Annotated in this window: 27 protein-coding genes and 1 pseudogene; 10 read left to right on the plus strand and 18 right to left on the minus strand. The window is 63.6% G+C overall.

The genetic code is table 11. From position 1 onward, the window contains the following. The first annotated feature begins 2 nt into the window (after nucleotides 1–2). The 9 genes and pseudogenes from gspF to P2T68_RS03605 all read left to right on the plus strand — a co-directional run. The gene (gspF, locus tag P2T68_RS03565) at nucleotides 3–1,208 is read left to right on the plus strand and encodes a type II secretion system inner membrane protein GspF (RefSeq protein WP_277379064.1); all 1,206 of its coding nucleotides are present in this window, start codon (nucleotides 3–5) and stop codon (nucleotides 1,206–1,208) included. Further along, nucleotides 1,209–1,652 (plus strand): type II secretion system major pseudopilin GspG, encoded by a 444-nt coding sequence (gene gspG / locus P2T68_RS03570; RefSeq protein ID WP_069075050.1) that lies wholly within the window; start codon nucleotides 1,209–1,211, stop codon nucleotides 1,650–1,652. 4 nt (nucleotides 1,653–1,656) lie between these two features. After that, the gene (gene gspH, locus P2T68_RS03575) at nucleotides 1,657–2,118 is read left to right on the plus strand and encodes a type II secretion system minor pseudopilin GspH (protein ID WP_168232213.1); all 462 of its coding nucleotides are present in this window, start codon (nucleotides 1,657–1,659) and stop codon (nucleotides 2,116–2,118) included. Further along, nucleotides 2,108–2,503 carry a type II secretion system minor pseudopilin GspI gene (gene gspI, locus P2T68_RS03580; RefSeq protein ID WP_277379065.1) on the plus strand — a complete coding sequence of 132 codons (396 nt, stop codon included), beginning with the start codon at nucleotides 2,108–2,110 and terminating at the stop codon, nucleotides 2,501–2,503. The genes gspH and gspI overlap by 11 nt, the downstream gene beginning before the upstream one ends. Then, a complete protein-coding gene (locus P2T68_RS03585) occupies nucleotides 2,496–3,044 on the plus strand; it encodes a type II secretion system protein GspJ (RefSeq protein ID WP_024072979.1) in 549 nt (182 codons plus the stop codon). Before gspI ends, P2T68_RS03585 begins: the two co-directional genes overlap by 8 nt. Next, nucleotides 3,041–3,895, plus strand: coding sequence for a type II secretion system protein GspK (locus P2T68_RS03590; protein ID WP_024072980.1), 855 nt, complete (start codon nucleotides 3,041–3,043; stop codon nucleotides 3,893–3,895). Before P2T68_RS03585 ends, P2T68_RS03590 begins: the two co-directional genes overlap by 4 nt. A gap of 2 nt (nucleotides 3,896–3,897) precedes the next feature. After that, nucleotides 3,898–4,998, plus strand: a complete 1,101-nt coding sequence (gspL, locus tag P2T68_RS03595) for a type II secretion system protein GspL (RefSeq protein ID WP_041160824.1) — start codon at nucleotides 3,898–3,900, stop codon at nucleotides 4,996–4,998. Further along, entirely contained in the window at nucleotides 4,995–5,426 is a 432-nt protein-coding gene (gene gspM / locus P2T68_RS03600) for a type II secretion system protein GspM (RefSeq protein ID WP_024072982.1), read from the plus strand. Before gspL ends, gspM begins: the two co-directional genes overlap by 4 nt. Nucleotides 5,427–5,618: 192 nt before the next feature. Then, nucleotides 5,619–6,107: pseudogene (locus tag P2T68_RS03605) on the plus strand (cytochrome b/b6 domain-containing protein); the annotation flags it as partial. A 32-nt stretch (nucleotides 6,108–6,139) separates the two neighbouring features. Here P2T68_RS03605 and P2T68_RS03610 read toward each other — a convergent pair. Continuing rightward, the gene (locus tag P2T68_RS03610) at nucleotides 6,140–7,408 is read right to left on the minus strand and encodes an MFS transporter (RefSeq protein WP_277379066.1); all 1,269 of its coding nucleotides are present in this window, start codon (nucleotides 7,406–7,408) and stop codon (nucleotides 6,140–6,142) included. Between the two features lie 124 nt (nucleotides 7,409–7,532). Between P2T68_RS03610 and P2T68_RS03615 the strand changes: the two genes are divergently transcribed. After that, entirely contained in the window at nucleotides 7,533–8,426 is an 894-nt protein-coding gene (locus P2T68_RS03615; protein ID WP_069075047.1) for a LysR family transcriptional regulator, read from the plus strand. 71 nt (nucleotides 8,427–8,497) lie between these two features. On the opposite strand, the gene P2T68_RS03620 is transcribed toward P2T68_RS03615, so the two are convergent. The 17 genes from P2T68_RS03620 to P2T68_RS03700 all read right to left on the minus strand — a co-directional run bounded on the left by P2T68_RS03620 (nucleotide 8,498) and on the right by P2T68_RS03700 (nucleotide 24,145). Beyond that, nucleotides 8,498–8,914 (minus strand): hypothetical protein, encoded by a 417-nt coding sequence (locus tag P2T68_RS03620; protein ID WP_024072986.1) that lies wholly within the window; start codon nucleotides 8,912–8,914, stop codon nucleotides 8,498–8,500. 26 nt (nucleotides 8,915–8,940) lie between these two features. After that, a complete protein-coding gene (locus P2T68_RS03625) occupies nucleotides 8,941–10,167 on the minus strand; it encodes a beta-ketoacyl-ACP synthase (protein WP_024072987.1) in 1,227 nt (408 codons plus the stop codon). Continuing rightward, on the minus strand, nucleotides 10,167–10,895 hold the full coding sequence (gene fabG, locus P2T68_RS03630) for a 3-oxoacyl-ACP reductase FabG (RefSeq protein ID WP_277379067.1): 729 nt from the start codon (nucleotides 10,893–10,895) through the stop codon (nucleotides 10,167–10,169). Before fabG ends, P2T68_RS03625 begins: the two co-directional genes overlap by 1 nt. Then, entirely contained in the window at nucleotides 10,892–11,353 is a 462-nt protein-coding gene (locus P2T68_RS03635; RefSeq protein ID WP_024072989.1) for a hotdog family protein, read from the minus strand. The genes fabG and P2T68_RS03635 overlap by 4 nt, the downstream gene beginning before the upstream one ends. Beyond that, nucleotides 11,350–12,516 (minus strand): beta-ketoacyl-[acyl-carrier-protein] synthase family protein, encoded by a 1,167-nt coding sequence (locus P2T68_RS03640; protein ID WP_024072990.1) that lies wholly within the window; start codon nucleotides 12,514–12,516, stop codon nucleotides 11,350–11,352. Before P2T68_RS03640 ends, P2T68_RS03635 begins: the two co-directional genes overlap by 4 nt. After that, nucleotides 12,513–12,995 carry a hypothetical protein gene (locus P2T68_RS03645; protein ID WP_150054005.1) on the minus strand — a complete coding sequence of 161 codons (483 nt, stop codon included), beginning with the start codon at nucleotides 12,993–12,995 and terminating at the stop codon, nucleotides 12,513–12,515. Before P2T68_RS03645 ends, P2T68_RS03640 begins: the two co-directional genes overlap by 4 nt. Next, entirely contained in the window at nucleotides 12,992–13,726 is a 735-nt protein-coding gene (locus tag P2T68_RS03650) for a class I SAM-dependent methyltransferase (RefSeq protein WP_024072992.1), read from the minus strand. The genes P2T68_RS03645 and P2T68_RS03650 overlap by 4 nt, the downstream gene beginning before the upstream one ends. Further along, nucleotides 13,723–14,970 carry an NAD(P)/FAD-dependent oxidoreductase gene (locus P2T68_RS03655; protein ID WP_024072993.1) on the minus strand — a complete coding sequence of 416 codons (1,248 nt, stop codon included), beginning with the start codon at nucleotides 14,968–14,970 and terminating at the stop codon, nucleotides 13,723–13,725. The genes P2T68_RS03650 and P2T68_RS03655 overlap by 4 nt, the downstream gene beginning before the upstream one ends. A 33-nt stretch (nucleotides 14,971–15,003) precedes the next feature. Next, nucleotides 15,004–17,316, minus strand: coding sequence for an MMPL family transporter (locus P2T68_RS03660; protein ID WP_277379068.1), 2,313 nt, complete (start codon nucleotides 17,314–17,316; stop codon nucleotides 15,004–15,006). Then, entirely contained in the window at nucleotides 17,306–17,998 is a 693-nt protein-coding gene (locus P2T68_RS03665) for an outer membrane lipoprotein carrier protein LolA (protein ID WP_069075107.1), read from the minus strand. The genes P2T68_RS03660 and P2T68_RS03665 overlap by 11 nt, the downstream gene beginning before the upstream one ends. Beyond that, nucleotides 17,992–18,420 carry an acyl-CoA thioesterase gene (locus tag P2T68_RS03670; RefSeq protein ID WP_069075108.1) on the minus strand — a complete coding sequence of 143 codons (429 nt, stop codon included), beginning with the start codon at nucleotides 18,418–18,420 and terminating at the stop codon, nucleotides 17,992–17,994. The genes P2T68_RS03665 and P2T68_RS03670 overlap by 7 nt, the downstream gene beginning before the upstream one ends. Continuing rightward, nucleotides 18,413–19,954, minus strand: coding sequence for an aromatic amino acid ammonia-lyase (locus P2T68_RS03675; protein WP_024072997.1), 1,542 nt, complete (start codon nucleotides 19,952–19,954; stop codon nucleotides 18,413–18,415). Before P2T68_RS03675 ends, P2T68_RS03670 begins: the two co-directional genes overlap by 8 nt. Further along, nucleotides 19,938–20,873 carry a glycosyl transferase gene (locus tag P2T68_RS03680; RefSeq protein WP_024072998.1) on the minus strand — a complete coding sequence of 312 codons (936 nt, stop codon included), beginning with the start codon at nucleotides 20,871–20,873 and terminating at the stop codon, nucleotides 19,938–19,940. The genes P2T68_RS03675 and P2T68_RS03680 overlap by 17 nt, the downstream gene beginning before the upstream one ends. Beyond that, nucleotides 20,870–21,604, minus strand: coding sequence for a glycosyltransferase family 2 protein (locus P2T68_RS03685; RefSeq protein WP_069075110.1), 735 nt, complete (start codon nucleotides 21,602–21,604; stop codon nucleotides 20,870–20,872). The genes P2T68_RS03680 and P2T68_RS03685 overlap by 4 nt, the downstream gene beginning before the upstream one ends. 77 nt (nucleotides 21,605–21,681) lie before the next feature. Then, nucleotides 21,682–23,352 carry an AMP-binding protein gene (locus P2T68_RS03690; RefSeq protein ID WP_277379069.1) on the minus strand — a complete coding sequence of 557 codons (1,671 nt, stop codon included), beginning with the start codon at nucleotides 23,350–23,352 and terminating at the stop codon, nucleotides 21,682–21,684. Further along, nucleotides 23,349–23,894, minus strand: a complete 546-nt coding sequence (locus P2T68_RS03695) for a membrane protein (protein ID WP_024073001.1) — start codon at nucleotides 23,892–23,894, stop codon at nucleotides 23,349–23,351. Before P2T68_RS03695 ends, P2T68_RS03690 begins: the two co-directional genes overlap by 4 nt. Next, the gene (locus P2T68_RS03700) at nucleotides 23,891–24,145 is read right to left on the minus strand and encodes an acyl carrier protein (protein ID WP_003187949.1); all 255 of its coding nucleotides are present in this window, start codon (nucleotides 24,143–24,145) and stop codon (nucleotides 23,891–23,893) included. Before P2T68_RS03700 ends, P2T68_RS03695 begins: the two co-directional genes overlap by 4 nt. Nucleotides 24,146–24,153 lie beyond the last annotated feature (8 nt).

Below are 24,153 nucleotides of genomic sequence, written 5' to 3' on the forward strand. Positions count from 1 at the left end.
CTGTGCCCACTTATGACTACCGGGCCCAGGACCGCGAGGGACGTCCGTGCAAGGGCCGGCAGGAGGCTGACAGCCCACGTCATGCCCGACAGTTGCTGCGCGAACGGGGGCTGTTGCCGAGCCAGGTGCAGGTTGCGAGCGCACACGGTGGCAGGGGGCCGGTGGGTGTGGCAAGGCTGAGTGCGGGTGATCTGGCTTTGCTGACCTTACAACTGTCGACTCTGGTCCAGGCCGGTTTGCCATTGGAGCTGGCATTGCAAGCCGTTGCCCAGCAAAGCCAGAAGCGGCGGGTCAGCAACTTGCTGGCGCAGATTCGTGAGCGGGTCATGGAAGGGCACTCGCTGGCGGCCGCTCTCGGTGCGTTTCCTCGGGCGTTTCCCGATGTGTTTCGCGCCACGGTTGCCGCGGGCGAACGCTCGGGTCACCTGGGCCATGTGCTGGAGCAATTGGCAACCTATACCGAGGCGCGCCAGGCGTCCCGGCAGAAGATCCAGCTGGCGCTGGTGTACCCGGCACTGCTGATGTTCGCCTGCATGGCCATCGTTGGCTTTCTGCTCGGCTATGTGGTGCCCGATGTGGTGAACATTTTTGTCGACAGTGGCCAGCCGCTGCCCTGGCTCACCCAAGCCATGATCGTCGTGAGCAATGGTCTGCGTACCTATGGCCTGGTGCTGTTGGGGGTATTGGCGAGCATCGCAATGGCGCTGCGCTGGAGCCTGCGCCAGCCACGCGGACGCTGGCGCTGGCATTGTCTGGCGCTGCACCTGCCTTTGCTGGGCAGTGTCTTTCGAGCCATGGAAGCCGCGCGGTTCGCCAGCACCCTGGCGATACTCGGCAAAAGTGCCGTCCCCCTGGTCGATGCGCTGGAAATTGCCGCCGCCGTGATTGGCAACGTGACCATCCGTGCGCGCATGAGCGATGTGGCCCGCTCGGTCCGTGAGGGCGGCACCCTGACCCGTGGCCTCGAGGCCGGGGGCGATATACCACCGTTGATGTTGCACATGATTGCCAGTGGCGAACGTGCCGGTGAACTCGACGCGATGCTGGCGCGCGCGGCCGAGCAACAGGAAAAAAATCTCGCTGCCCGCATCGCGCTGGTGGTGAGTTTGTTTGAACCGGTGATGCTGGTGGTGATGGGCGGGGTCGTGCTGCTGATCGTCATGGCCATTCTGTTGCCGATTCTCAGCCTTAACCAATTGGTGAACTGAATGGTGAAAATACTCAAGCAACAACGCGGGTTTACCCTGATCGAGATTATGGTGGTGGTGGTCATTATCGGCGTGCTGGGGGCCATCGTGGTGCCGCAGTTCATGAGCCGACCCGACCAGGCCAAGGTCACCGCCGCCAAGACCGATATCCAGGCGATCGCGACCAGCCTGGAAATGTACCGTCTCGACAACGCTGTTTACCCCTCGACCCTGCAAGGGCTGGAGGCCCTGAGCAAGCGTCCGACCGGCACACCGGCCGTCAGGAACTGGAACGCCCAGGGCTACCTGAAAGGCCAGCCGGTGGATCCGTGGGGGACGCCTTACCAGTATCTGAACCCTGGCGTGCGCTCCGCTAACGGTGGCTATGACCTCTATTCCCTGGGGGCCGATGGTGCCCCCGGTGGCGAAGGTTCAGCGGCCGATATAGGTAACTGGGAGGGTTGACCGAGTGCCCAGGCATAGCCGCGGTTTTACCCTGCTGGAGCTGATGGTGGTGATCGCATTAGTCGGCATCGTGCTCGGTGTGGCTGGCCTGGCAGCGGGTAATACGCCGGCGCGTCAGGCCCGACAGGAGGCCGGCCAGGTGTTGCAACTGATCCAGCAATTGCGCGAGCAGGCGGTGATTGAAGGGCGTGAATACGGTGTGCGCGTGCGGCGTACCGAGTACCAGGTGTGGCGCCTTGAACCTCCGGGGTGGCAGCCGGCGGGCGCGGTTCATCGGTTGGGACAAGGTGTGCAAATGCACCTTGAACAGGAGGGGCAGCGTCTGAGTCTCGATAGCCTGGCCCCGCAATTGCTGATGCTCAGCAGCGATGAAATCAGTGCGTTTGTGTTGTCCTTCGTCGCCGAAGAACAGGTGCTGGCGCACATTGTCAGCGATGGGATTGGAGAACTGTCCGTTGAAAGCTAATCACCGTCGACGTCGACAGCGTCCGGCGAACACCCGTGGTTTCACCCTGTTGGAAGTGATGATTGCATTGGCGGTTTTTGCCGCCCTGGCGGGAGCGGTGATTGCCGCCGGGCACTATTCATTGCGCCAGAATGCTCGCTTGCAACAGCAGGTGCAGTGCGCCTGGGTAGCGGACAACCAATTGAGCGAGCTGCGTTTGCAAACGGCGTCGCCGGGGCACCAGCAACTGTTACGGCGCTTCGATGGGCGCGACTGGAAGGTGGACCAAACCATCACCCCCGAAACGGACCCGCGCCTGCTGAGGGTCGATATCGATGTCAGCCCGGCCGACGACGATCAGCCGGTCTACCGCACCCGGGGTTGGATACCCGCTGGGCATGAATAAGCAGTCTGGCTTCACGTTGTTGGAGCTGGTTATTGCGCTGGCCATCTTCGCCTTGCTGGGGCTCGCCAGTGGGCGCTTGTTCGACACCGTGGTGCGCGCGCAGCAGGCAACGACCAGCCATGAACAGGATCTGCGGCGCCTGCAACGAGCGGTCGGGGTGATTGAGCGTGACGTGCTGCAATTGGCGTCGGCCGTCATTGTCCTGGGGCCCACCACGTTGCAATTGCAGCGCGGCAACTGGCGCAATCCGCAAGACCTGCCGCGCAGTGAGCGCCAGCAGGTGATTTATCGGCTGGACAACCAAATGCTATGGCGCGAAAGCCGCGGCCTGGAGTCATCAACCGTCGAGCGGCAACGATTGCTCGACGATGTGCGCATGTTGAACTGGCGCCTGTTTGACCGCGATGTGGGTTGGAGCCACGTCTGGCCAGTGGGCAAAGGCGCGGCGGCGACGCCCCCGCAGGCGCTTGAAATGGTGCTGTCGGCTGGGCGCTTCGAACAGGTGCGACGCGTCTTGCCATTGCCCCAGGGACACCCATGAAAACTCGCCAGCAAGGTGTCGCGCTGCTCAGTGTCTTATTGGTCATGAGCCTGGCGTTGTTGCTGACGGCCGGCATGTTGCGCAGTCATCAACTGATGGTGCAGAGCAGCGCGCGCCAGGTGCATCAAGTGCAATTGCGTCAGTTGGGGTTTTCGGTCGAAGCCTGGGCGATGGCGGCATTGGCGCGCACGGATGACGCCGAACAGTCAGTGGTGCACCTGGGTCAGGCGTGGGCTCGGGTCACCTGGCCTTTTGAGACGCCAGGCGCGCAGGTCGCGCTGGAAATCGAAGACCTGTCTGCACGCTTCAACGTCAACGCGTTGCTCGGCACCGGGCAAGTCGATGAAGTCGCGCGCCAGCGTTGGTCAAACCTGCTCGCCAGCCTGGGGTTGCAGCCATTGGACTTGCGGGCCGCCGGCCAGGTTTTGCAACGTCAGGAACTGAGCCAACTGCGTGAGCTCCCAGGTGTGGACGGCGCGATCTTGCGACAACTGGAACCCTGGGTCGCGCTGTTGCCCAGGGATGCCGGCTTGAATATCAACACGGCTGCGCCACAGATGCTGGCAATACTCGATGGGGTCTCGCTGTCGACCGCTGCAGCCCTGGTCCGCCAGCGACCCGTCGGCGGTTATGCGCGAGTGGCAGCATTTACCCATGATCCGTTGATCGCCGGGCAGGGGGTGACCAGCCATGGGCTGGGCGTCAGCAGCCGCTGGTTTCGCATCAACATCGACGTGAGCTTCGGCAGCAGCCGACTGCGTATGGCCAGCGACGTCGAGCGCGAGCTTAAGTCCGGGCGTTGGCGTGTGGTGCAGCGACGCTTCCTCCCTGCGAATCTGAACGAGATCTGATGATGAAAACCTGGCTTCATTTGAGTGCCGAAGGCTTGACCTCACCCTCGAAGCAATGGCCGTGTTGTGTCTGGCGCGCAGCAGGGGACAATCGGCAAATGACCCTGGATGAAGCGGCGGTTTACCTGGCTGGGCAGCCGGTGCACCTGCTGCTGCCAATGGAGATGTGCAGCGGTTTGCGCACCGACGTGTGGCCTTCAAAGCGACGACCCAGCGCCCAGGCCATCGCCTTCGCCATTGAAGAACAGGTGGGCGAGGACCTTGAAGCCTTGCATGTGTGTGTCGGACCTCGTGACGGGGCGGGCTGCTACCCCGTGCTGGTAACGCACAAGGCGCGTTTCAAGGCGTTGTTGCACCTGCTGGCGACGCTGGCCATTGAGGTGCGTGCCGTGCATGTCGATGCCGATATGCTGCCTGGCGACTGCGCCGTTGCAGTCCACTGGTACGGTCGCCGGGTTGTCCGCTGTCCCGCGCCACTGGCCATGTCCGCAGTGGCCCTCAAGACGCTTGAAGGGGTGTTGAGCGAGCCGTTGCAGTGGCTGGATGAAGAGGCGAGCAGGGCACAGGTCGAACAGGCGTTATGGGGGGCTCAAGGTCAACCGATCAACCTGCTGCATGGGGAATTGGGCCGTGTCCGGCAACGCTGGCCCTGGTCAACGCTGGTCCTGGCCACCGCGGTGTTATTCCTGCTTGAGGTGGGGTTTATGCAGCTACGTAGCCAGTACGTCGAAGGGCAAGCCCATCGGCTGTATGCGCAGAGTGTGGAGCGCTTCCAGGCGATGTATCCCGAGCAGACTCGCATTGTCGATCTGGCCGCGCAGCTCAAGGCGCTACAGGGGCAAAATGCAAACCAGCTCGCGACGCCGCTGACACGATTGGTCAGCCTCAGCGAGCAGGTGATCGGTGGTGCCGATGTGGAGGTACAGCGTATGGAGTTTCGCCGTGGTGAAGGGTGGACGATCCAATTGGCCGCCAACGGTTTCACCGCATTGGAACGGTTGCGGGAGCAGGGGCAGCGCAGCGGTATGCCAGTGCGTATCGGTCACGCCAGCAAGGAAGGTCATCGAGTGCATGCCGTGCTGATGCTGGAGGACCCATCATGAAGGGGCTCCAGACCTGGAAAGCGCTGTCGCCACGTGATCGGTTTTTGTTGAAAGGACTGACGGTATTCGTGATCGGTGTGCTGGCCTTCCAAATGCTGTGGCAGCCCAGCCGACAACGTGTGACCAGCGTCGAGCGCCATTACCAGCAGCAACTGGCGTTGGCGCAGCAGGTCAACAGCACTCAACCCCAACGCGCGTTGCCGGTGGCAGGGCAACCGCTAGCCTCGACCATCAACGACAGTGCCGAAGCGGCGGGGCTGAAGGTGCAGCAGATCGAGGTGCAAAACGAGCAGTTGCGCCTGACCCTCAGCGGCGATGCACACGCTTTGCTCAAATGGCTTGCGGAACTGGAGCGCGATGCGGGCGCTTTCCAGACGCTGACGCTGGAAAAGCGCGGCAGCCACCTGGAGGCACGCTTGGTGCTTTAAGCATGGGCCAACGGCGGCAGCTTCGCCCAGGCGGCGGGGGATTCGCTGCGCTTCAGCGTTCGTTAAGTCCTGCCTTGGTAGTTTGGGCGCCTTGGGATTTCTCCTACAGCCTTCGGTAACTCGCCTCGGTAAAAATCCTACCCGACTCTTCCTCTCGCCAGTGCATGGCGTTCATTGTCAGGTGATATCAGGATGAACACTTCAGCGTATTCAACGAGCCAGAAACTGCTGCATTGGGTTTCGGCTGTCATTATTGTGTGGGCGTTACTCTCAGGCTTTTTTGTGGCCGTATTCAGCGTGCCTGCGTCGGTCAAGGCGTGGGTGGCGTTCTTCAATGTATCGTTGACCACCCTCTATATCCCGGTGTTTGTCTTGCGGGTCTATTGTTCCTTTGCCCACGGCCTGGACTTTTCCATCAAGCGAACACCGCAGGAATACATGGCGTTGCTGGTCCACAAAGCCATGTACCTGGTGCTTGCCTTGGTGTTGGCGACGGGCGTGCTGATGATGGATCGTCCGATCAATGTTTTTAACCTGGTTTCCTTCGGCCCGTTTGAAAGCGATCCGGCCCGCATCGCCTTGTATACCCGTACGCATGTGCTGTCCTGCGTAGGGTTGTTGCTGATGCTGGTCCTGCATATCGGCGCCGTAGTCATGCACGAGCGCCGGGGTAAGCGGGTGCTGGCGCGAATGTCGTTCAAGGTGGCGGCCCCTCAAGCCGAGGCCAGTGGCGGCAGCTTCGCCAGCTTCAACGCCACCAGCAGCGCGCCGACCAACAGCGCCACGATGAAGGCACCGATGCCGTTCCACCCGGCAAAGTGCCAAAAGAACCCGCCCGCCGTACCGGCGATACTCGACCCTACGTAGTAGCAGAACAGGTACAACGACGACGCCTGCCCCTTGGCCTTCACCGCGCGGCGCCCGATCCAGCTGCTGGCCACCGAGTGGGCGCCGAAGAAGCCGAAGGTGAAGATCAGCATGCCGGGCACCACCAGCCAGAGTGGGGTGAACAGGGTCAGGGCCATGCCGGCGAGCATCAGTACAATGGTGCCCCACAGCACACGGCGGCGGCCGAGGCGGTCGGCCAGGGAGCCGATCTTGGCCGAGCTGTAGATGCCCGACAGGTACACCAGCGACAGCAGGCCGACCACGGCCTGGCTCAGGTCATACGGGTCGGCCAGCAGGCGGTAGCCGATGTAGTTGAACATCGTCACGAATGCACCCATCAGCAGGAAGGCTTCAAGGAATAACCACGGCAGGCCCGCGTCCTTGAAGTGCATGACAAAGCCGTTCACCAGGCTGCGCGGCTTGAGGCTGCTGGCGCGGAAGTTGCGCGATTCGGGGAGGATCTTCCAGAACACGGTCGCGGCGATCAGGGCCAGGCCGCCGATGATCAGCATTGCGGTGTGCCAGCTGACGAAGTCGATCAGCACGCCGATGATCAGGCGCCCGCTCATGCCGCCAATCGCGTTGCCGCCGATATACAGGCCCATGGCCAGGCCGATGTGTTGGGGGTGGATCTCTTCACTCAGGTAAGTCATGGCCACGGCGGCCAGGCCGCTCAAGGACAGCCCCACCAGCGCGCGCATCAACAGGATCCCTTGCCAGGTCGGCATCAAGCCGCTGGCGATGGTGGCCAGGGCTGCGCAGAACAACGCCGCGACCATCACCGGCTTGCGCCCCAGGGTGTCGGAGATCGGCCCGGTAATCAGCAGGCCCAGGGCCAACATGGCGGTGGACACCGACAGGATCAGGCTGCTCTGGGCTGCGTTGATGGAAAATTCCTGGGACAGCGCCGGCATCATGGGCTGCACGCAATACAACAGGGCAAAGGTGGCGAAGCCGCCGGAGAACAGCGCCAGCACCGTGCGCATGAACATCGGTGTGCCTTTTTCGATGTACGCATCGTTGAGCTGGGCTACCACCTCATCCAGGGCGGTCGACGGGGCTTCTTGAGGGAGTGGAGCGACAGCAGATTTCACGGGGACCTCGGGGAGGAAGAACGTGCCAGGACCGGCAATGCAAAAAAGCATATAGCTGCCTAATGATTCTTTCCAATATATTGTTCGACCTGTTTGATAGCTTTTACGACCTAATGAGGCTTGCATGGAATTACGTCACCTGCGGTACTTCATCGCCGTCGCCGAGGAACTGCATTTTGGCCGTGCGGCGCAGGTGCTGGGCATCTCGCAGCCGCCGCTGAGCCAGCAGATCCAGGCGCTGGAGCAGGAGGTGGGGGCGCGGTTGTTTGAGCGGACCAATCGTCGGGTCGAACTGAGTGAGGCGGGGCGCCTGTTCCTGCACGAGGCGCGGTTGGTGCTGGCCCAGGTCGACAAGGCGGCGGATGTGGCGCGACGGGCGCAGTTGGGTGAGCTGGGGGAGTTGAAGATCGGCTTTACCTCGTCGGCCCCCTTCAACTCCAGCATCCCCCAGGCCATCTTTGCCTTTCGCCAGGCGTTCCCGGCCGTGCACTTGAATCTGCAGGAAATGAGCAGCACCGAGGTGGCGGAGTCGCTGGTGGACGAGTCGATCCAGGTGGGTTTGATGCGCCCGCTGCCTTTGCCCGATTCGCTGAGTGTCATCGAGCTGATGCGTGAGCCCCTGGTCGCGGTACTCAACGCCGGACACCCGTTGGTGGACGACAGCGAGCGCGGCCTGCACCTGGCGCAACTGGCGCAGGAACCGTTTGTGTTTTTCCCGCGCACCTACGGCAGCGGTCTGTATGCGCAACTGCTCAACCTGGCCCGCGACGCCGGTTTCAGCCCGCACTTCGCCCAGGAGGCGGGGGAGGCGATGACCATCATCGGCTTGGTGGCGGCGGGGCTGGGGGTGTCGGTGCTACCGGCGTCGTACCAGCGCATACGTATCGATGGCGTGGTCTATCGCACCTTGCTTGATCAGGAAGCGGTGACAGCGGTATGGCTGGTGCAGCGCAAGGGCGCGCAAACACCGATGGCGAAGGCGTTTGTGGCGTTGTTGGTGGCGAGCGGCTTGCCCTGATGCCAGTCAGTTCAGGAGGAACACAGTAAGCCCGCGCGCCACAGGTTACTGTTGCCCGTTCTATCTCTTAACTACTGTCCGGTCGTATTCGCTTCATTTACGCCATACACCCGCAACCCCGCCAGGATATCGCGGTCCAGCATGCTCACCCAACGGTTGTAGTTGCGGTGGATCTTGCCGTCCTTGTAGCCCAGGTCACGGCTGTCGCGGTAGGTGATGGCGTAGCTGTTGCGGGTGTAGCGGATGTCGATGGCGGCATAGAACTGGTTACGCACGGTGATCTCCGCCTGTACCAGTTGCGGGCTCAGGCGTTGCACGCTCCATTCGCGTTTTTGCAGGGCGGCAACGATCACCTGCTTGATTTTTTCTTCGCTGACCTGGGCATTCGCCGGCAGGTCGTGCTGGGTGTTGAGCACCGGTTTGCTGGTGCAAGCGGCCGTGGTCAGCAGGGCCAGGGTGATCAGGGTCGCGCGTAGCAAAGAAGACATTCCGTTTTCTCCAGTCGATTAAAAAGTCAGGACCAGCGGCGGAAGATCAACGAGGTGTTGACGCCGCCAAAGGCAAAGTTGTTGTTCATCACGTAGTCGTGGTGCATCTCGCGGAATCCACCTTGCAGGTAGTCCAGCTCGCCGCACTGTGGGTCGACATGGTCGAGGTTGAAGGTGTGTACGTACTGGTCGCGATTCATCATCTCGATGCTGAACCACGACTCCAGCGCGCCGCAGGCGCCCAGGGTGTGGCCGAGGAAGCTTTTCTGCGAGCTGATGGGCATGCGGCTGCCAAACAGGCTGCTGGTGGCCAGGGTCTCGGCGATGTCGCCCTGGTCGGTGGCGGTGCCGTGGCCATTCACGTAACCGATGGCCGCGGGCTCAAGCCCGGCGTCTTCCAGGGCCAGCTCCATGGCGCGGCGCATGGTTTTCTGTTCCGGGCGAGTGGTGTGCTGGCCGTCGGCGTTGCTGCCAAAGCCGACAATCTCGGCGTGGATATGTGCACCCCGCGCCAGGGCGTGTTCCAGCTCTTCGAGCACCAGCATGCCGCCGCCTTCGCCGATCACCAGGCCGTCGCGGGCGCTGTCATACGGGCGCGGGCTGGTCTGCGGTGCGTCGTTCTTCAGGCTCGTGGCGTACAACGCATCGAACACCATGGCCTCGGTGGGGCACAGTTCTTCAGCGCCGCCGGCCAGCATCAACGGCAGGCGCCCGAATTTGATCGCCTCGTAGGCATACCCAATGCCCTGGCTGCCGCTGGTGCAGGCGCTGGACGTGGGGATCAAGCGCCCGGTGAGGCCAAAGAAGATGCTGATATTCGCCGCCGTGGTGTGGGGCATCATTCGCACGTAGGAGTTGGCGTTGAGCCCTTCGGCCACCGAGTTGAGCAGCATATTGCCGAACGCCTTGATCTCGTCGGTGCTGCCGGTGGACGAACCACAGGCCACACCCATGCGCCCGTCCTTGATCGACTCATCGCCGAGCAGGCCCGCATCCTTCAAGGCCTGCTCCGCCGCCCACACGGCCAGGCGCGACACGCGGCCCATGCTGCGCAACTGCTTACGGGTCCAATGGGCAGGCACGACGAAATCATCGATCGGCCCGGCCAGGCGCGTGTTCAGTTCGGTGAAGCGGTTCCACTCGTCCATGCGACGGATACCGCTGCGGTTGGCGCGAAAGTTGGCGGCGATGGTCTCCCAATCGCTGCCCAGGGAGGTCATGCCGGCCATGCCGGTGACTACGACGCGCTTCATCAGCACAGGCCCCCATTCACGGCCAGGACCTGGCGCGTGATATAGCCGGCTTCGGCCGACATCAGGAAATTCACCGCGCTGGCCACCTCTTCCGGGGTCCCCATGCGCTGCGCCGGGATCATTTTCATCAGTTCTTCGACCGGTACGTTCTCATCGAGCATGGCAGTGTCGATCAAGCCGGGGGCGACGCAGTTGACGGTGATCTTACGCTTGCCCAATTCGATGGCCAATGCCTTGGCCGCGCCGATCAGGCCGGCTTTCGAGGCACTGTAGTTGACCTGCCCGCGATTGCCGATCAGGCCCGATACCGAAGTGATGCACACGATACGCCCGGCCGCGCGCCGCCGAATCATCGGCATCATCACCGGGTGCAGTACGTTGTAGAAACCATCGAGGTTGGTACGCATCACCACGTCCCAGTCCTCATCGGACAAGGCCGGGAACGCACCGTCACGGGTCAGGCCGGCGTTGAGCACCACGCCGTAGTAGGCACCCTGTTGCTCCACATCTGCCTCAAGGATGGCCTTGCACGCCGCGCGGTCCGCCACGTCGAATTGCAGCACCCGCGCCTTGCGGCCCAGGGCTTCGATCTCGACCTGCACCGCGTCGGCTTCAGCGCGACCACTGCGGCAATGCAGCACGATGTCATGGCCGGCCTGGGCCAGGCGCAGGGCAATGGCGCGGCCGATACCACGGCTGGAGCCGGTGACCAGTACGGATTCAGTCATGGCGTTTCGTCCTTCGATTCTTCTAAATAGTTGGCCGCCTGGGGCGGTCGAAATACGTTCAGGCGCGCGGTGGCCTGGATACCGTCACCGGTGAGGTGGCATTCGAACACACCCATGCCGTTGTCGTCTTCCAGGGAGCGCAGGCCGTGGATGCGTAACTCGGCGCCTGCCGGGAAATGCGCCACGTTGCACTCGAACTTGCGTGTGCCCAACAGGAAACCCAGTTCCACGGCCTGGCCTTTTTGGCGGGCGCGACAGCCGGCATAGGCGGCGACACTCTGCGCCATCAATTCGATGCCGACCCAGGCCGGCAGGCTGCCGTCGGGGCGATTGAACAGGCCGCCGGGCTTGACGGTGGCGCGGGTGTGTATCTGCTCTTCATCGAACGACAGCACCTGGTCGATCAGGATCATGTCGCCCGCATGGGGCAGCAGTTCGGCGAGTGGCCAATCGATCATGGGGCCTCTGCGATAATCAGGCTGACGTTATTACCGCCGAAAGCAAACGAGTTGCTCATCAGGCAGCGTTTTTCCAAGGCGTCACCGGCCTGCGCCCAGTGCAAGGCCGGCAGCGTCGGGTCGGCCTGGCCGTCCCACACGTGCGGCGGCACCCGGCCATGGGCCAGGCTCAGCCAGCAGAACGCCGCTTCCAGTGCGCCGGCGGCGCCCAGGGTGTGGCCGCTCATGGGTTTGGTCGAGGAGCAGGCCACCCCGGCAGGGAACAGGCTGGCGACGGCCAGGCTTTCCATGGCGTCGTTGTGTTGGGTGGCGGTGCCGTGCAGGTTCAGGTAACCGATCTGCTCGGGCTGCAACCCGGCACTGGCCAGCGCCTTGCGCATCGCCTGCAACGCGCCTTTGCCCGTCGGCTCCGGCGCAGAAATATGGTGCGCATCGCAACTGGCGCCGCTGCCCAACAGGGCGATCGGGGCGGTCTCGCGACTCATCAGGAACAGCACCGCCGCTTCGCCGATATTGATGCCGTTGCGGTTCACTGAAAAGGGGTTGCAACGTTCGTTGGATACCGCCTCCAGCGCCGTAAAGCCGTTAAGCGTCAACTTGCACAGGCTGTCGACGCCGCCGCAGATCACCGCGTCGCACACGCCCAGATCCAACAGGCGCCGGGCACTCATCAGCGCGCGTGCGCTGGAGGTGCAGGCGGTGGAGATCACGTAGGCCGGGCCGCTCAGTTGCAGCCAGTCGGCGAGGAAGTTCGCCGGGGCGCTGAGTTCCTGTTGCTGGTAGTCGTAGTCCCTGGGGAAGTGCTTGTCGCGCAGGTAATGGGCGATGCTGCGGCTGGCCTCGTCAATGCCCGAGGTGCTGGTGCCCAGCACGATGCCGACCCGTGAGGCGCCGTAGGTCAGGATCGCCTGGCGGATATCCGCTTCGATCTGCAACGCGGCTTCCAGCAACAGTTGGTTATTGCGGCTGTTCTGCCGGCCCAGTTGCGCAGGGATGCTCGCCAATTCGCCGGGTACGCTGCCCACCGGCAACACTCGTTCCGGCACCCAGCCGCTTTCGGCGCGCATCCCTGTGCAGTCGCCGGCAAACAGGCTGCGGCTGACTGCGTCCTGGCCGCGCCCGAGGGCGCAGATCACGCCGAGGGCATTGAGGTAGGCGGTCATCGGGCGGCCCCAAGCGGTGTGATGCGATAACTCAACGGCTGCCCGCTGATGTTCACACTGAACACTTCTGAAGACTGATAGACGATTTGCCAATGGCCCGGAAGCGTGCGTGTCAGGTCCATCGCCTGGGCGTTGGGGTAAAGGCTGCGCACGTCATCCGCCGAAGCCAAGGCAAACAGCAACGCGGCAAACAGCTCGCGCGCCTGGGGGTTGGGCGGCAGCAAGCCGTCGGCCTGCCACTGGCCATCGATGAGTTTCTGCCGGGCCAGGGGGATGCCCAGCGGGTCCATCATCGACCAGCGGATGGCGTTGCCCTCGCGTTGGATCACCAACAGCCAATCCTGGCTCTGGCCACGTTCCATGCGCTGCACATGCAATTGCAGCGGCAACGCCAGGGTCGGGGTTTTCTCCGGCAGCGGTGGCTGGCTGGCGCAGGCGCTCAGCAGCAACAGGCAACCGATCAACAACAGGCGCATCATGCCGCGACGCTCGCCAAGGGTTTGCGCGCCACGCAGTTGACCAGGGTTTCTTCCCGCTGGCCCACCGGGGGCGCCTTGCGCAGGCCCCAGCGCTCGAGCAGGCCGAAATCGCGGGCACGGCTCCACCACAAGTACGGGTAAGAGACATTCCGTGCGTCGAATTCAAAGCCCTGCTCGCGGAGCATCTCCAGGTACTGCTCGGCGCTTTTTTGCACGTGCATCGGGTGGCGGAACAGCCAGCGAATGACCCAGGTGTCGATATAGGCTTCGGTGGACTCGGCAAACAGCAGGTAGCCACCGGGCTTGAGGACCCGGTAGAACTCGTTCAGCGCGCGATGCTGCTCGACCAGATGATGGAAGGTCTGGTGGCAGAACAGGATGTCGACGCTGGCATCCGCCACATCGAGGGTGGCGCAGTCGCTGCCGATCAACTCGACGGCCAGGCCCTGGCGCGTGGCTTCTTCACGGCTCCGTTCCAGGCTGTGGGGGTCGGCGTCCAGGCCGATCAGGCGCGAGGGCGCGAACACCTGCTGCAACAGCTTGAAGGATTTCCCCTGGCCGCAACCGGCGTCGAGCAATACCGGCGCGACGGGCAACGGCTCGCTGAACAGGCTGCGCAGGTCGTTGATGGCCACGCGCAACACATGATGCTGCCAGGTGTGGCTGCGCAGGAACCAGAAGCCGAACCTGGTTTCTTCGACGTAGTGCTTACTTAAGTACTGACTGCTCACGCGGCATCCCCCGCACAAATCTCCGACAACATCCGCAGCCGCCGCTTGGGTTCGCTGACGAATGGGTTGCGCTCATCCCAGGCATAACCGGCGAGGATCGAGCTGATCATCCGGCGAATCTCTGGCGAGCTGCCCGCATGGAAAATCACATCCTGGAAGGTCCCGGCGTACCAACCTTCGACGTAGCAACGGAAGGTGTCGACACCGCGCTTGAGCGGCTCGGCAAACTCAGTTTGCCAATCCACCGTCTCCCCCTTGAGCTGGCGGTGCAGCACACCGGCCGCCATGCTCGCCGAACGCATGGCGATGGTCACGCCGGACGAGAACACCGGGTCGAGGAATTCCGCAGCGTTGCCCAGCAGCGCAAAGCCCGGGCCATGCAGGGTTTTGACGTTGGCCGAATAACCGCCGATGGTCCGCGCAGGTGTATCCCATACCGCATTTTGCAGCACGCCGGACAGGCTTGGCGTCTCGTCGATAAAACCGCGCAGGCAGGCATCGAGGTCACTGTCGCGGCCGTCGAAATGCGCCTTGGCCGCGACCACGCCCACCGAGCAGCGGCCGTTGCTGAACGGGATGGTCCAGAACCAGATATCGCGCTGGGTCGGGTGGGTGGTCACGAGGATCTTGGTGCGGTCAAAGCCTGGGTGTTCGATGCGGTCTTCGACATGGGTGAACACCGCCTGGCGCAGTGGGAAGTTCGACGGCGCTTCCAGGTCCAGCAGGCGCGGCAGCACGCGGCCGTAGCCGCTGGCATCGAGCACGAACTTGGCTTTGACGTGGTACTCGCTGCCATTCTCGCGGCGCACATGCAGGTAGCGACACTCGCCGGAAAAATCCACGCCGACGATGGTTTGGCCGTAGCGGATGTCCACCCCTTGCAACGCCGCCTGGTCTGCCAGCAGCTTATCGAACTCGCCGCGCTGCACCTGGAAGGTGGTCGGCTTGCCCTGGCTGAAGGTATCGCCAAAATCGAACGCGCTGTAGCGCTCGCCCCAGGCAAACGCGGCACCGGTTTTCACCTGGAAACCCGCCGCCTGCACAGCGTCGAGCATCCCGGCTTCTTCGATAAAGTCGATGCAGTGGGACAACAGGCTTTCGCCAATCGAGAAGCGCGGGAAATGCTGGCGCTCGATAATCAAGACATCATGCCCCTGGCGCTTTAGCAGCGTCGCGGCGATGGCACCGGATGGGCCGGCACCGATCACCACCACCTGGCGACGTTCCATTTCAACTATGGGCACGAGGGCTCCTTGCCACATTGGCGATAATCACATTCATAAGGCGTGCTTCTGTTGGCCGGCCCAGGGCGCCAGCATAAAGCTGAACGCCAGGCCCAGGCTGACCGATAGACCGAAATTACTCACTGCCGGCGTGCTCGACACCGCCAGCAGGCCGAACGACAACCAGGTTGTCAGTGCCGCCAGCAGTGTTCCTAAAAGGCTGACCGCGGGCCCGCCGATCTGTTCACGCATCAGGATCGCGTAGTCGACACTGATGGCCGTGACCAGCAGCAGGCCGAACAGGCTGAACAGCGTCAGTGGCTGGCCCAGCCAACCCAGGCTGGCCAGGCTGCACAGCGCCGCCAGCAACGGCAGGGCAACGATACGCAATGCACCGCCCAAGCCGAACGGCAGGACCAGCAGTAGCACGATCAGCCCGCACGACATCAACTTCAATTCAGCCGCGCTGATCTGGGTCGCGGCGAAAACGCGATTCAAGTCACCCAGGCGATCGACCAGTTGCACGCCGGGCAAATCCACGGCCTGCACCTGCAGCAGTGCCGGGTTGTTCAAACCTTGCAGGCTGACCATGGCCGCCACGCCGCCGTCCACCGGGCCCAGCCACAGCGTGCGCCAGGGTTCAGCCAGGGGCCCGACCAGCGCAGCGTCGATGTCTTCGGTGGGCAGCGCCTGCAACTGCGCGACTTCGGCTTGCAGCGCGCTGGCCGGCACACCGAGGTCCAGCAGCGGTTGCCAATGTTCCGGCAGTTTATTCAATGCCTCGCGCAGCCGTTGTTGCTCGGCCGGCAGGTTGACCAACTGGTTCAGCGCCAGGTAGCCCTGGAGCTTGTCCATATTCACCAACTGCTCCAGGCGCTGGCCCAGGGCGGCTTGGCGTTCCAGTAACTGTTGCTGATTGTCCGCGCGCACCAGGAAGAACTGGCTGGTGGGCTGGAACCCGGTAATACGCGCCACGGCCTGGGCCTCTTGCAGCAATTGCGGCGGTGCGCCGATCCACTGGCGAATATCGTTTTTGCTGTTCAACTGCCACAGGCCAGCGGCGCAGAACAGCAGTACCCACACCAGCAGCACCGCGCTCGGCACGCGCTTGACCAGCGAGGCGCGCATGCGCCACAGGCCCTCGGCGATGCGCAGCGGCCATTGCGCCGGGCGCAGTTCCACGCCCCTGAGCAACGCCGGCAACAGGCAGACGGCCGACAGATAGGCGCCGACCAGCCCCGCCGCGGAGAACACCGCGATTTGCGTCAAGGCCGGGAAGGGCGTCCAGGCCAGCGCCAGGTAACCGATGCAACTGGTGGCCAGGCTCAGGGTCAGCCCCGGCAGGGTCAGGCGTAATGCCGGCCAGCTGCGCCACGGCTGCATGCTCCAGCTTTTGGACAGGTAGTGCAGCGGGTAATCCACGGCCACGCCGATCAAGCTGGAGCCGAGTACCAGGGTCATCACGTGCATATGGCCAAACAGCGCCACACAGGCCACCGCGCCAAACAGCATGCCCACCAGCACCGGCACAAACGCCAGCAACACGCGCCAGCGGCGGAACGCAAGCAACAGCAGCAACAGGATGCCAACGGTCGCGCCGCCGCCGACCCAGGTGATTTCCCGGCTGGCCTGCTGCTGCCCGTTGGCGGCGTAGAGCAGGCCGCTGGCGGCGAGCAACTGCGCGCCTTGTTCACTGGCCTGCGTGCGGCTGGCCTGGAGCAAATCCGCCACTTGCAACGGCAGTTTCATATCGAAGGCATTGCCGGTGGTACGCGCGCGCAGCAGCACCCAGCTCTTGCCGTCGGCCTCGGCGATCAGCGCACCGCTGCCGATATCCAGCTGCACCGCGCCTTGTTGCGGCTGGCTGTTCTGGATGCGCCCGGTGAGGCCCAGCCAGTCATCCTGGCTCGGCACCAGGCTGAACCCGGTGAAGGGGTCGAACAGTGATTGCACACGCTGCTGGATGAACGCGTCGGGATGGTCGATCAGTTGCTCGCGGTCTTTGCCCGACAGCATCGCCAAGCGCCCGCGCAGCAATTGCTCACGCAGTGCCGGCAAGTCGGCTTGCAGGTTCCATTGCACCTTCTCGAACAACCCGCTGGCCTGCCAGCGCTCGCCCAATTGTTGGGCCACGGCCACCGCCTGCTGGCGATCGGCATGCCCGACCAGCACCAGCATCTCGCGATTCAACGGCTCCTGCATGCGCTGTTCGGCTTGCTGCTCCAGGGCGTCCGGCGCGCCGCCCGGCACCAGTTCCATCAGGTTGGCCGACAGCGGTGCACCGTGGCGCCACTGCCAGCCGGCCAGGGCCAGCACGGCCACCAGCAGGATCAGGAACAGGCGCGGTAACTGGCGCTCACTGGGCAAAGTCGTGTTGCTCCGCGTCGCTCAAGGGTTGGCTCGCCGTGCTGTCTTGCATGCGCAATACGGTGCTGTCGCCCTGGGTTTCCAGCAGTTCGATGGTATGCACCAGTTCGCCGCCGTCGATATTGATCTGGGTGAACACTTGTTTGAGCAGCAGCGAACGCGGGATCAGCGTCAGCTTCCACTGCGTGGCCTCACCTTGCAGTTGCAGTTCGAAATCGCGTTGCAAACCGCTGCTGTCGCCCTGGAGCACGGCGAGGAACAGACGGTTCTGCTCGGCCCCGGCGCTCTTGTTCGGCAGGGTTTGCCAGCCATTGGCGTCGCGGCGGGCAATGCCTTGTGGGCTGATGCGGTAATCCTGCTGCAACGGGGTTTTCAGCAGCCAGAGCAGGCCGTGGTCCTTGGCCAGCACAAAGGTGCCTTTGCTGACCAACGGTTGCGGCAGTGCACGCAGGTGTTTTTCCTGGATGAAGCTGCCGTGGATCACTGAGGGTTTGGCCAACTGGTCGCTGAGTTGTTGCAGGTCGAAGGCGTGTGCCGCCCCCGAAAAACCAAACAACACCAACACTGTAGGAGCGAGCTTGCTCGCGAAAAACCCGAGAGCGCCGCGGGGGATCAGGAAACCCGCGTTATCGTTGACGATCTTCGCGAGCAAGCTCGCTCCTACAGAGAACGGGGTCAGCATTTCAGGGCCCTTTCGACGGCGTCGGTGAAGACTTTGGGCGAGGCCAACTGCATCTCGCGGCTGGCAATTTCCACCGCCACTTGCACGGTACTGGCGCGGGTCAAACGCTCGCCGCTGGCCAGATCGGTGATCAGGTAATTGACCTTTAAACGGTTCTCCCACTCCACCAGGCTGGCGCGCACGTTGATCGTCTGGCCGAACACCGCACCGCGCACATAGCGCAGTTGCATGTCGATCACCGGCCAGGCGTAGCCGGCTTCGAGCATCGCCGCGTAGTTATGGCCGATCTTGTCCAGCAACGCGCAGCGCGCCACTTCCAGGTACTTCACGTAATGCCCGTGCCACACCACGTTCATGGTGTCGACGTCGAAAAACGGCACGAGGATTTCGGTGTCGCTGTGCAGTACGCCAGGGCTACGCATGCAGCCCCCAGTGTTGCTCGGCGATGCGTTGCAGGCACAGGCGCAGTTCGCCTTCCAGGGCACGGTCTTCGATGACCGGCGGGAAGTCCTTGGCCAGTTCCTCGTGCATGGCGGCCAATGCCGGTGGCAGTGGGCGTGCATCCTCGGCCTGGGCGCGCAGCCACACACCCTGGTTGGCCGCGAGCAAGGTGGCGGCGGCCACCTGTTCGGTCAGCTCCAGCACGCGGATCGCGTCGCGGGCGGCAATGGTGCCCATGCTCACCTTGTCCTGGTTATGGCATTCGGTGGAGCGCGAGAACACGCTGGCCGGCATGGTATTTTTCAGCGCTTCGGCGGTCCAGGCGCTGGTACCGATCTGCACGGCCTTGAACCCGTGGTTGATCATCGCGCGGTCCGCCGGCGCGCCGGACAGGTTGCTCGGCAGGCCATGGTTGTAACGCACGTCCACCAGCAGCGCGAGTTGCCGGTCCAACAGATCAGCGACGTTGGCCACCAGGGTCTTGAGGCTGTCCATGGCGAACGCGATATGCCCGCCGTAGAAATGCCCGCCGTGCAGCACGCGCTCTTCTTCGGCGTCGATGATCGGGTTGTCGTTGGCGCTGTTGAGCTCAATCTCGATAAACGAACGCAGCCAGTTCAGGCTGTCGGCCAGCACGCCGAGCACATGGGGCGCGCAACGCAGTGAATAACGATCCTGCAAGCGGTGCAAAGGGGCTGTCGGCGCATCAATCGCCAGGTCCTTGCGCAGCCAGGCCGCAACTTGCATCTGCCCAGGGTGCGGCTTGGCGGCGAACAGGCGCTCGTCGAAGTGCTCCGGGTTGCCTTGCAGCGCCACCACGTTCAGCGCGGTAATGCGCGTGGCCAGTTGCAGCAGGTAATCGGCGCGGGCGAACGCCAGGCAGGCGAGGCCAGTCATCACCGCAGTGCCGTTCATCAGCGCCAGGGCTTCCTTGGGGCGTAGCACCAGCGGCTGCCAGCCCAATTCGCGGTGTACGTCGATGGCCTGGCGGCGTTCGCCACGGAACAGCACGTCACGTTCGCCGGACAGGGTCGCAGCCACATAGGACAGCGGCGTCAAATCACCGCTGGCACCCACCGAGCCTTCTTCCGGGATCAGCGGCAGTACATCGTGTTCCAGGAATGCATGCAGGCGCTCGAGCAGCTCCACACGCACGCCGGACACGCCGTGGCACAGCGACTGCAAACGCGCCGCCAGCACGGCACGGGTGGCTTGTGCGTCGAGCAACTTGCCCAGGCCGCAACCGTGGAAGGTGTACAGGTGACGCGGCAGCGCTTCGACGTGCTGCAATGGCACCGCCACCACGCAGGAGTCACCGTAGCCGGTGGTCACGCCGTAGATCACGCCTTCCTTGTCGAGCAGCGAGTCGAGGAACTGCGCGCCTTTGGCGATGCGCTGGCGATAGGCGGCGTCATCCTGCAAGTGCGTGGGCACCTGACGGTTGGCCAGGGCCAATACGTCTTCAATGCGCAGAGGGCGTTCGCCAAAGGTTACCGGCTCAAGATGCGTCGTCATCGGTCTTCCAGAAGGGATAAAAGTTGAACCATTGTTGGGGCGCTTCCAGGCAGAACTGGCCCAGGCGTGCGGCGTAGCGCGCGGTCCACTGCGCGATGACCTGCTCGCGGGTGCTGCGCTTCCATTCGATCGATTGCGCGAAGGGCTCGATGGTCAGGCGATAGCGGCCCTGGTGTTTGAGGCACATCAGCAGGTTTACCGGGCATTTGAGCAGGCCGGCCAGCAGCCACGGGCCCTGGGGGAAGGCGGCGTCATGGCCGAGGAAGTCCACGCGCACCGTGCGCCCGCCATGCAGCGGTACGCGGTCGCCGGCAATTGCCAGCCATTCGCCTTCGTCCAGGCGCTGGCTGAGCAGCAGCATGGTGGCCGGGTCCAGCTCGCTGACCTGGATCAGGCGTAAATGGGTCGCGCCGGCTTCGCCCAGCAGGCGGTTGAAACGCTCGGCATGCTTGGTGTGCACCAGCACGTTCATGGTGACGCGTTCGCCGATTTCCGCCAGCGCACGGCACACTTCGAGGTTGCCCAGGTGCGCACCCACCAGCATCTGTCCGCGTTCGCCACGCAGTTGCCCGCGCAATTGCGCCGGGTCGTGGATCTCGATCTGCTCCAGGCGCAGCTTGCCGTTCCAGACGTCGAGCTTGTCGAGCAAGGCGTCGGCAAAGGCCATGAACTGGCCGAAGACTTTGCGCTGGCTCGGGCGCAGCTCATCCCGACCGCTCCACTCAGCCAGGCGCTGCTGGTACTGCCAGGCGCTCTGGCGCGCCGTGCGGCCGAACAGGAAGAAGTACAACACGATGCCGTACAACAGCGGGCTCAGCAGGCGTCGGCCAAGCACCTTGGCGGCGACGGCGGTGAATTTCATCAGCCAGTAGCTGCCGCGCTCCTCGCGATCGGCCCAGTGTTTGCTGCTGTCGCTCATGCCTGCCACCGTCGCCACAGGATCATCGGCGCGCGCACCAGCATGCCGAAGAACAACCGGGTGTGCATGGCCGAAATGCGCACGTTGTCACGGAACAGGCGGAAGTGTGACAGCCCGTCGGCGGGGTAATGCACCTGGGTCGGCAGCCAGCGCATCGGCTGGTTGCGCCAGGCCAGGCGCACCAGGATGTCGGAGTCGAAATCCATGTGTGTGCCGATGTAGGCCGAGTCCATCAGGGCCAGCGTGGGCGCCAGCGGGTATACGCGAAAGCCGCACATCGAGTCGCGAATCTGTAGCGACAGGGTATTGATCCATACCCACACATGGGTCAGGTAGCGCGCATACAAACGAGCCTTGGGCACGCTGTCATCGTATTCGGGGTAGCCACAGATCACGGCCGTGGGGTGCCGGCGTGAGGTGTCGATAAAGCTTTCGACTTCGCGCAGGTCATGTTGGCCGTCGGCGTCCACTTGCAGGGCGTGGGTGAAGCCCAGGCGCGCGGCTTCGCGAAAACCGGCCATGACCGCACTGCCTTTGCCCTGGTTGTTGGGCAGGGTCAGCAGGGTGACGTTATCGAGGCTCGCCAGTTGCGCCAATACCGCCGCGCACGCCGGGCTGCTGCCATCGTCCACCAGCAGACAGGGCAGGCCGCTGTTCAGCAGGCTATAGACCACGGCCGGCACGGCGGCTTCGTGGTTGTAGACCGGGATCAGGGCGCAGGGGTTATGCATGGTGTCCCTCATTGATAGGAAAACACCCTGTGGCGAGCGGGCCCGCTCGCCACAGGAAGCCGATTTGCCACAAAAGCTTATGCATGGGCGGCTTCCAATTGGATCCGGCCGCTGGAGCAGGTGGCGACGCCGTTGCGGTAGGCGAAATACAGCTTGCCGCGTTCCTGGTCGAAGCGCAGGTGCAGTTCGATACAGTCGCCCGGACGCACCAGTTGCTGGAACTTGAGCACTTCCATGCCGGCGAAGGTCGGCGGCAGGTCCAGGCACTGCTGGCCGAGGTTGAATGCCCACTCCACTTGCACCACGCCCGGCAGCACCGGGGTGACCGGGAAGTGGCCGCTGAAATAGGCCAGGTCCGGCGGGACGCTCAGTTGCAAGGTCCATTCGCCATCGACTTCGACGTGTTCCAGCACTTCCGGCGCTTTTGGCCGGGGGGCCAGCAGCAGTGCTTCGACATCCGCCTGGGGCAGCTTGCCTTGGCTGTTCAGTGGCAACTGGCGCAGCAAGCGCCAGCGCCGAGGCAGGGCCAGGGCTTCGCAGTGTTGGCTCAGGTGCTGGCGCAGGGTTTGGGTCACGGTGCGTCGGCCCTGGTTGCGCAGGGCATGCAGGCCCTCGGGGCTCAACACCACCAGCGCGCCGAGTGACGCACGGTTTTCCTGGACCACGCCCAGGCGGGTTTCGGTGACCCACGGGTGGGCCATCAGCGCGTGTTCAAGCATGGGCAGGGAGATGCGTTTTTCTTCCAGCTTGACGATGCGGTCCAGTCGGCCGAGCAGTTCGAAGCGGCCATCGGCGTGGATGCGGGCGGCGTCGGCGGTCTGCTCGATGTGCCCGGCGGGCAAGTACGGCGAGGCGATGCGCAGGGCGCCGTCGGCGTCCTGGCTCAGCTCGACACCGGCAAACGGCTGCCACGGCTGTGCGCCTTGGCGCCAGGCAATACCACCGGTTTCCGAGCTGCCGAGGATTTCTGTCGGCCATTGCTGCAGGCGATCGTAAAGGCTGCCGGCGGCCTCGATGGGCAGCGCGCCACCGGAAGAGAACACCCGCGACACTTGGCTCAGCGCCGTCCAGTCGAGGTTATCGCCCATGCGCTTGAGCAGCGCCGGGCTGGCGACCCAGGCAAAATGCGCGTGTTCGCGGCTGGCGCGCTGTAAATCCTCGGGGAAGGCCAGTTGTTGGCGCACAAAGGGACGGCCGGCGCACAACGGCCATAGCACCCGGAACAGCAAACCGTAGATATGTTGGGTGGCGACGCTGCCGATGATGCACGCGTCTTCAAGGTCTGGACCCCATAGGGCTTCCAGGGCCTCAACTTCGTTGGCCAGCTGGCGCAGGGTCTTGTCGATGCGCTTGGGTTCGCCGCTGGAACCGGAGGTACACAGGCTCAGTTGGCAAGTGTCCAGATCCAGTGCCGCCGGGTCCAGCGGCGCTTGGTCGAGCGCGGCGAGGTCATCGGCGGCGATCAACCAGGCGTCGACGGCATCGGCCCAGCGTAGGCGGGTTTGCGGTTGCAGGTCGGCGGGCAGCAGCACGCTGGCCCCGGCGCGCCAGGCAGCCAGCAAGGCGACGGCCAATAAGCCGGCATCTTCCAGATGGACAGCCACGCGCTTGATGCCATGTGCCTGCAAACCCGCCGCCAGACGCAGGGATTGTTCCCACAGCTGGGCGTGATTCATTGCAGGTTCGGTGGTGACCAAACGCTGTTGCAGCGGCTCAAGCAGCAACTGCTCAAGTTTCAACCCTTTCATACGCGGCCTCGAACCCTTTGTCGTACCAGCCATTCCACGGCAAACAACAGCCCCATCAGCCCGTAGGCGATCAGGCCGTTGTACAACGTCCACCAGCTCAGCGGCGCCCACAGGGTGAGGGCGGCGGCGAGCAGGCCATTACATAGAAAAAACACACTCCACACCACGGTGACCTGGCGCGTATACACGACGGCGTGGGTTGGCAGCTGAGGGTCGCTCATGCGGGCCAGGCGCTCGACCATCGGCGGGCCGTATTTCAGGCTCAGGCCGAACAGCGTGAGCATGAATGCACTGACCAGGCTCGGGTACCAGCGCAACAGGCGAGGGTTGTCGAACCAGGCCAGCAGCAGGCAAAACACGATGACCGCCACGGCCATCCAGCGGCTACCGGGGCGCCGTGCAGCGGTCAGCGCGCGCAACAGCCACAGGCTGCCCAGCAGCAAGCCAAATTGCCACGGCGCAAAGTGCTCGGTGCCGTAATACACGGCAAAAGGGTACAGCAGCCCCGCCAACAACAGGCCAAGGCTAATCAACCGGCTCATGCGGCTGGCTGGACCAGACGGTACACCGCCTCAACCACATCGTTCACGGTGCGTACTGCCTTGAATTCCTCAGCGGCGATCTTCTTGCCGGTCTGGCGCTTGATATGGTCGATCAGGTCCACGGCGTCGATGCTGTCGATTTCCAGGTCCTGGTACAGGTTGGCGTCGAGGGTGACGCGTTCCGGGGGCAGTTCAAACAGTTCCACCAAGGCGTCGCGCAGGGTGTTGAAAATATCGTCACGAGTTTGCATGGTCCGGT

The sequence above is a fragment of the Pseudomonas sp. G11 genome (genome assembly GCF_029457515.1).
In the GTDB taxonomy this organism is placed as follows: Bacteria; Pseudomonadota; Gammaproteobacteria; order Pseudomonadales; family Pseudomonadaceae; genus Aquipseudomonas; species Aquipseudomonas gorinensis.

Coding starts and splice junctions, on each gene's coding strand:
- gspG (WP_069075050.1), top strand. CDS start 1,209: ATGGTGAAAATACTCAAGCAACAACGCGGGTTTACCCTGATCGAGATT.
- P2T68_RS03585 (WP_024072979.1), top strand. CDS start 2,496: ATGAATAAGCAGTCTGGCTTCACGTTGTTGGAGCTGGTTATTGCGCTG.
- P2T68_RS03590 (WP_024072980.1), top strand. CDS start 3,041: ATGAAAACTCGCCAGCAAGGTGTCGCGCTGCTCAGTGTCTTATTGGTC.
- gspL (WP_041160824.1), top strand. CDS start 3,898: ATGAAAACCTGGCTTCATTTGAGTGCCGAAGGCTTGACCTCACCCTCG.
- gspM (WP_024072982.1), top strand. CDS start 4,995: ATGAAGGGGCTCCAGACCTGGAAAGCGCTGTCGCCACGTGATCGGTTT.
- P2T68_RS03615 (WP_069075047.1), top strand. CDS start 7,533: ATGGAATTACGTCACCTGCGGTACTTCATCGCCGTCGCCGAGGAACTG.
- P2T68_RS03620 (WP_024072986.1), bottom strand. CDS start 8,914: ATGTCTTCTTTGCTACGCGCGACCCTGATCACCCTGGCCCTGCTGACC.
- P2T68_RS03625 (WP_024072987.1), bottom strand. CDS start 10,167: ATGAAGCGCGTCGTAGTCACCGGCATGGCCGGCATGACCTCCCTGGGC.
- fabG (WP_277379067.1), bottom strand. CDS start 10,895: ATGACTGAATCCGTACTGGTCACCGGCTCCAGCCGTGGTATCGGCCGC.
- P2T68_RS03635 (WP_024072989.1), bottom strand. CDS start 11,353: ATGATCGATTGGCCACTCGCCGAACTGCTGCCCCATGCGGGCGACATG.
- P2T68_RS03640 (WP_024072990.1), bottom strand. CDS start 12,516: ATGACCGCCTACCTCAATGCCCTCGGCGTGATCTGCGCCCTCGGGCGC.
- P2T68_RS03645 (WP_150054005.1), bottom strand. CDS start 12,995: ATGATGCGCCTGTTGTTGATCGGTTGCCTGTTGCTGCTGAGCGCCTGC.
- P2T68_RS03665 (WP_069075107.1), bottom strand. CDS start 17,998: ATGCTGACCCCGTTCTCTGTAGGAGCGAGCTTGCTCGCGAAGATCGTC.
- P2T68_RS03670 (WP_069075108.1), bottom strand. CDS start 18,420: ATGCGTAGCCCTGGCGTACTGCACAGCGACACCGAAATCCTCGTGCCG.
- P2T68_RS03675 (WP_024072997.1), bottom strand. CDS start 19,954: ATGACGACGCATCTTGAGCCGGTAACCTTTGGCGAACGCCCTCTGCGC.
- P2T68_RS03680 (WP_024072998.1), bottom strand. CDS start 20,873: ATGAGCGACAGCAGCAAACACTGGGCCGATCGCGAGGAGCGCGGCAGC.
- P2T68_RS03685 (WP_069075110.1), bottom strand. CDS start 21,604: ATGCATAACCCCTGCGCCCTGATCCCGGTCTACAACCACGAAGCCGCC.
- P2T68_RS03690 (WP_277379069.1), bottom strand. CDS start 23,352: ATGAAAGGGTTGAAACTTGAGCAGTTGCTGCTTGAGCCGCTGCAACAG.
- P2T68_RS03695 (WP_024073001.1), bottom strand. CDS start 23,894: ATGAGCCGGTTGATTAGCCTTGGCCTGTTGTTGGCGGGGCTGCTGTAC.
- P2T68_RS03700 (WP_003187949.1), bottom strand. CDS start 24,145: ATGCAAACTCGTGACGATATTTTCAACACCCTGCGCGACGCCTTGGTG.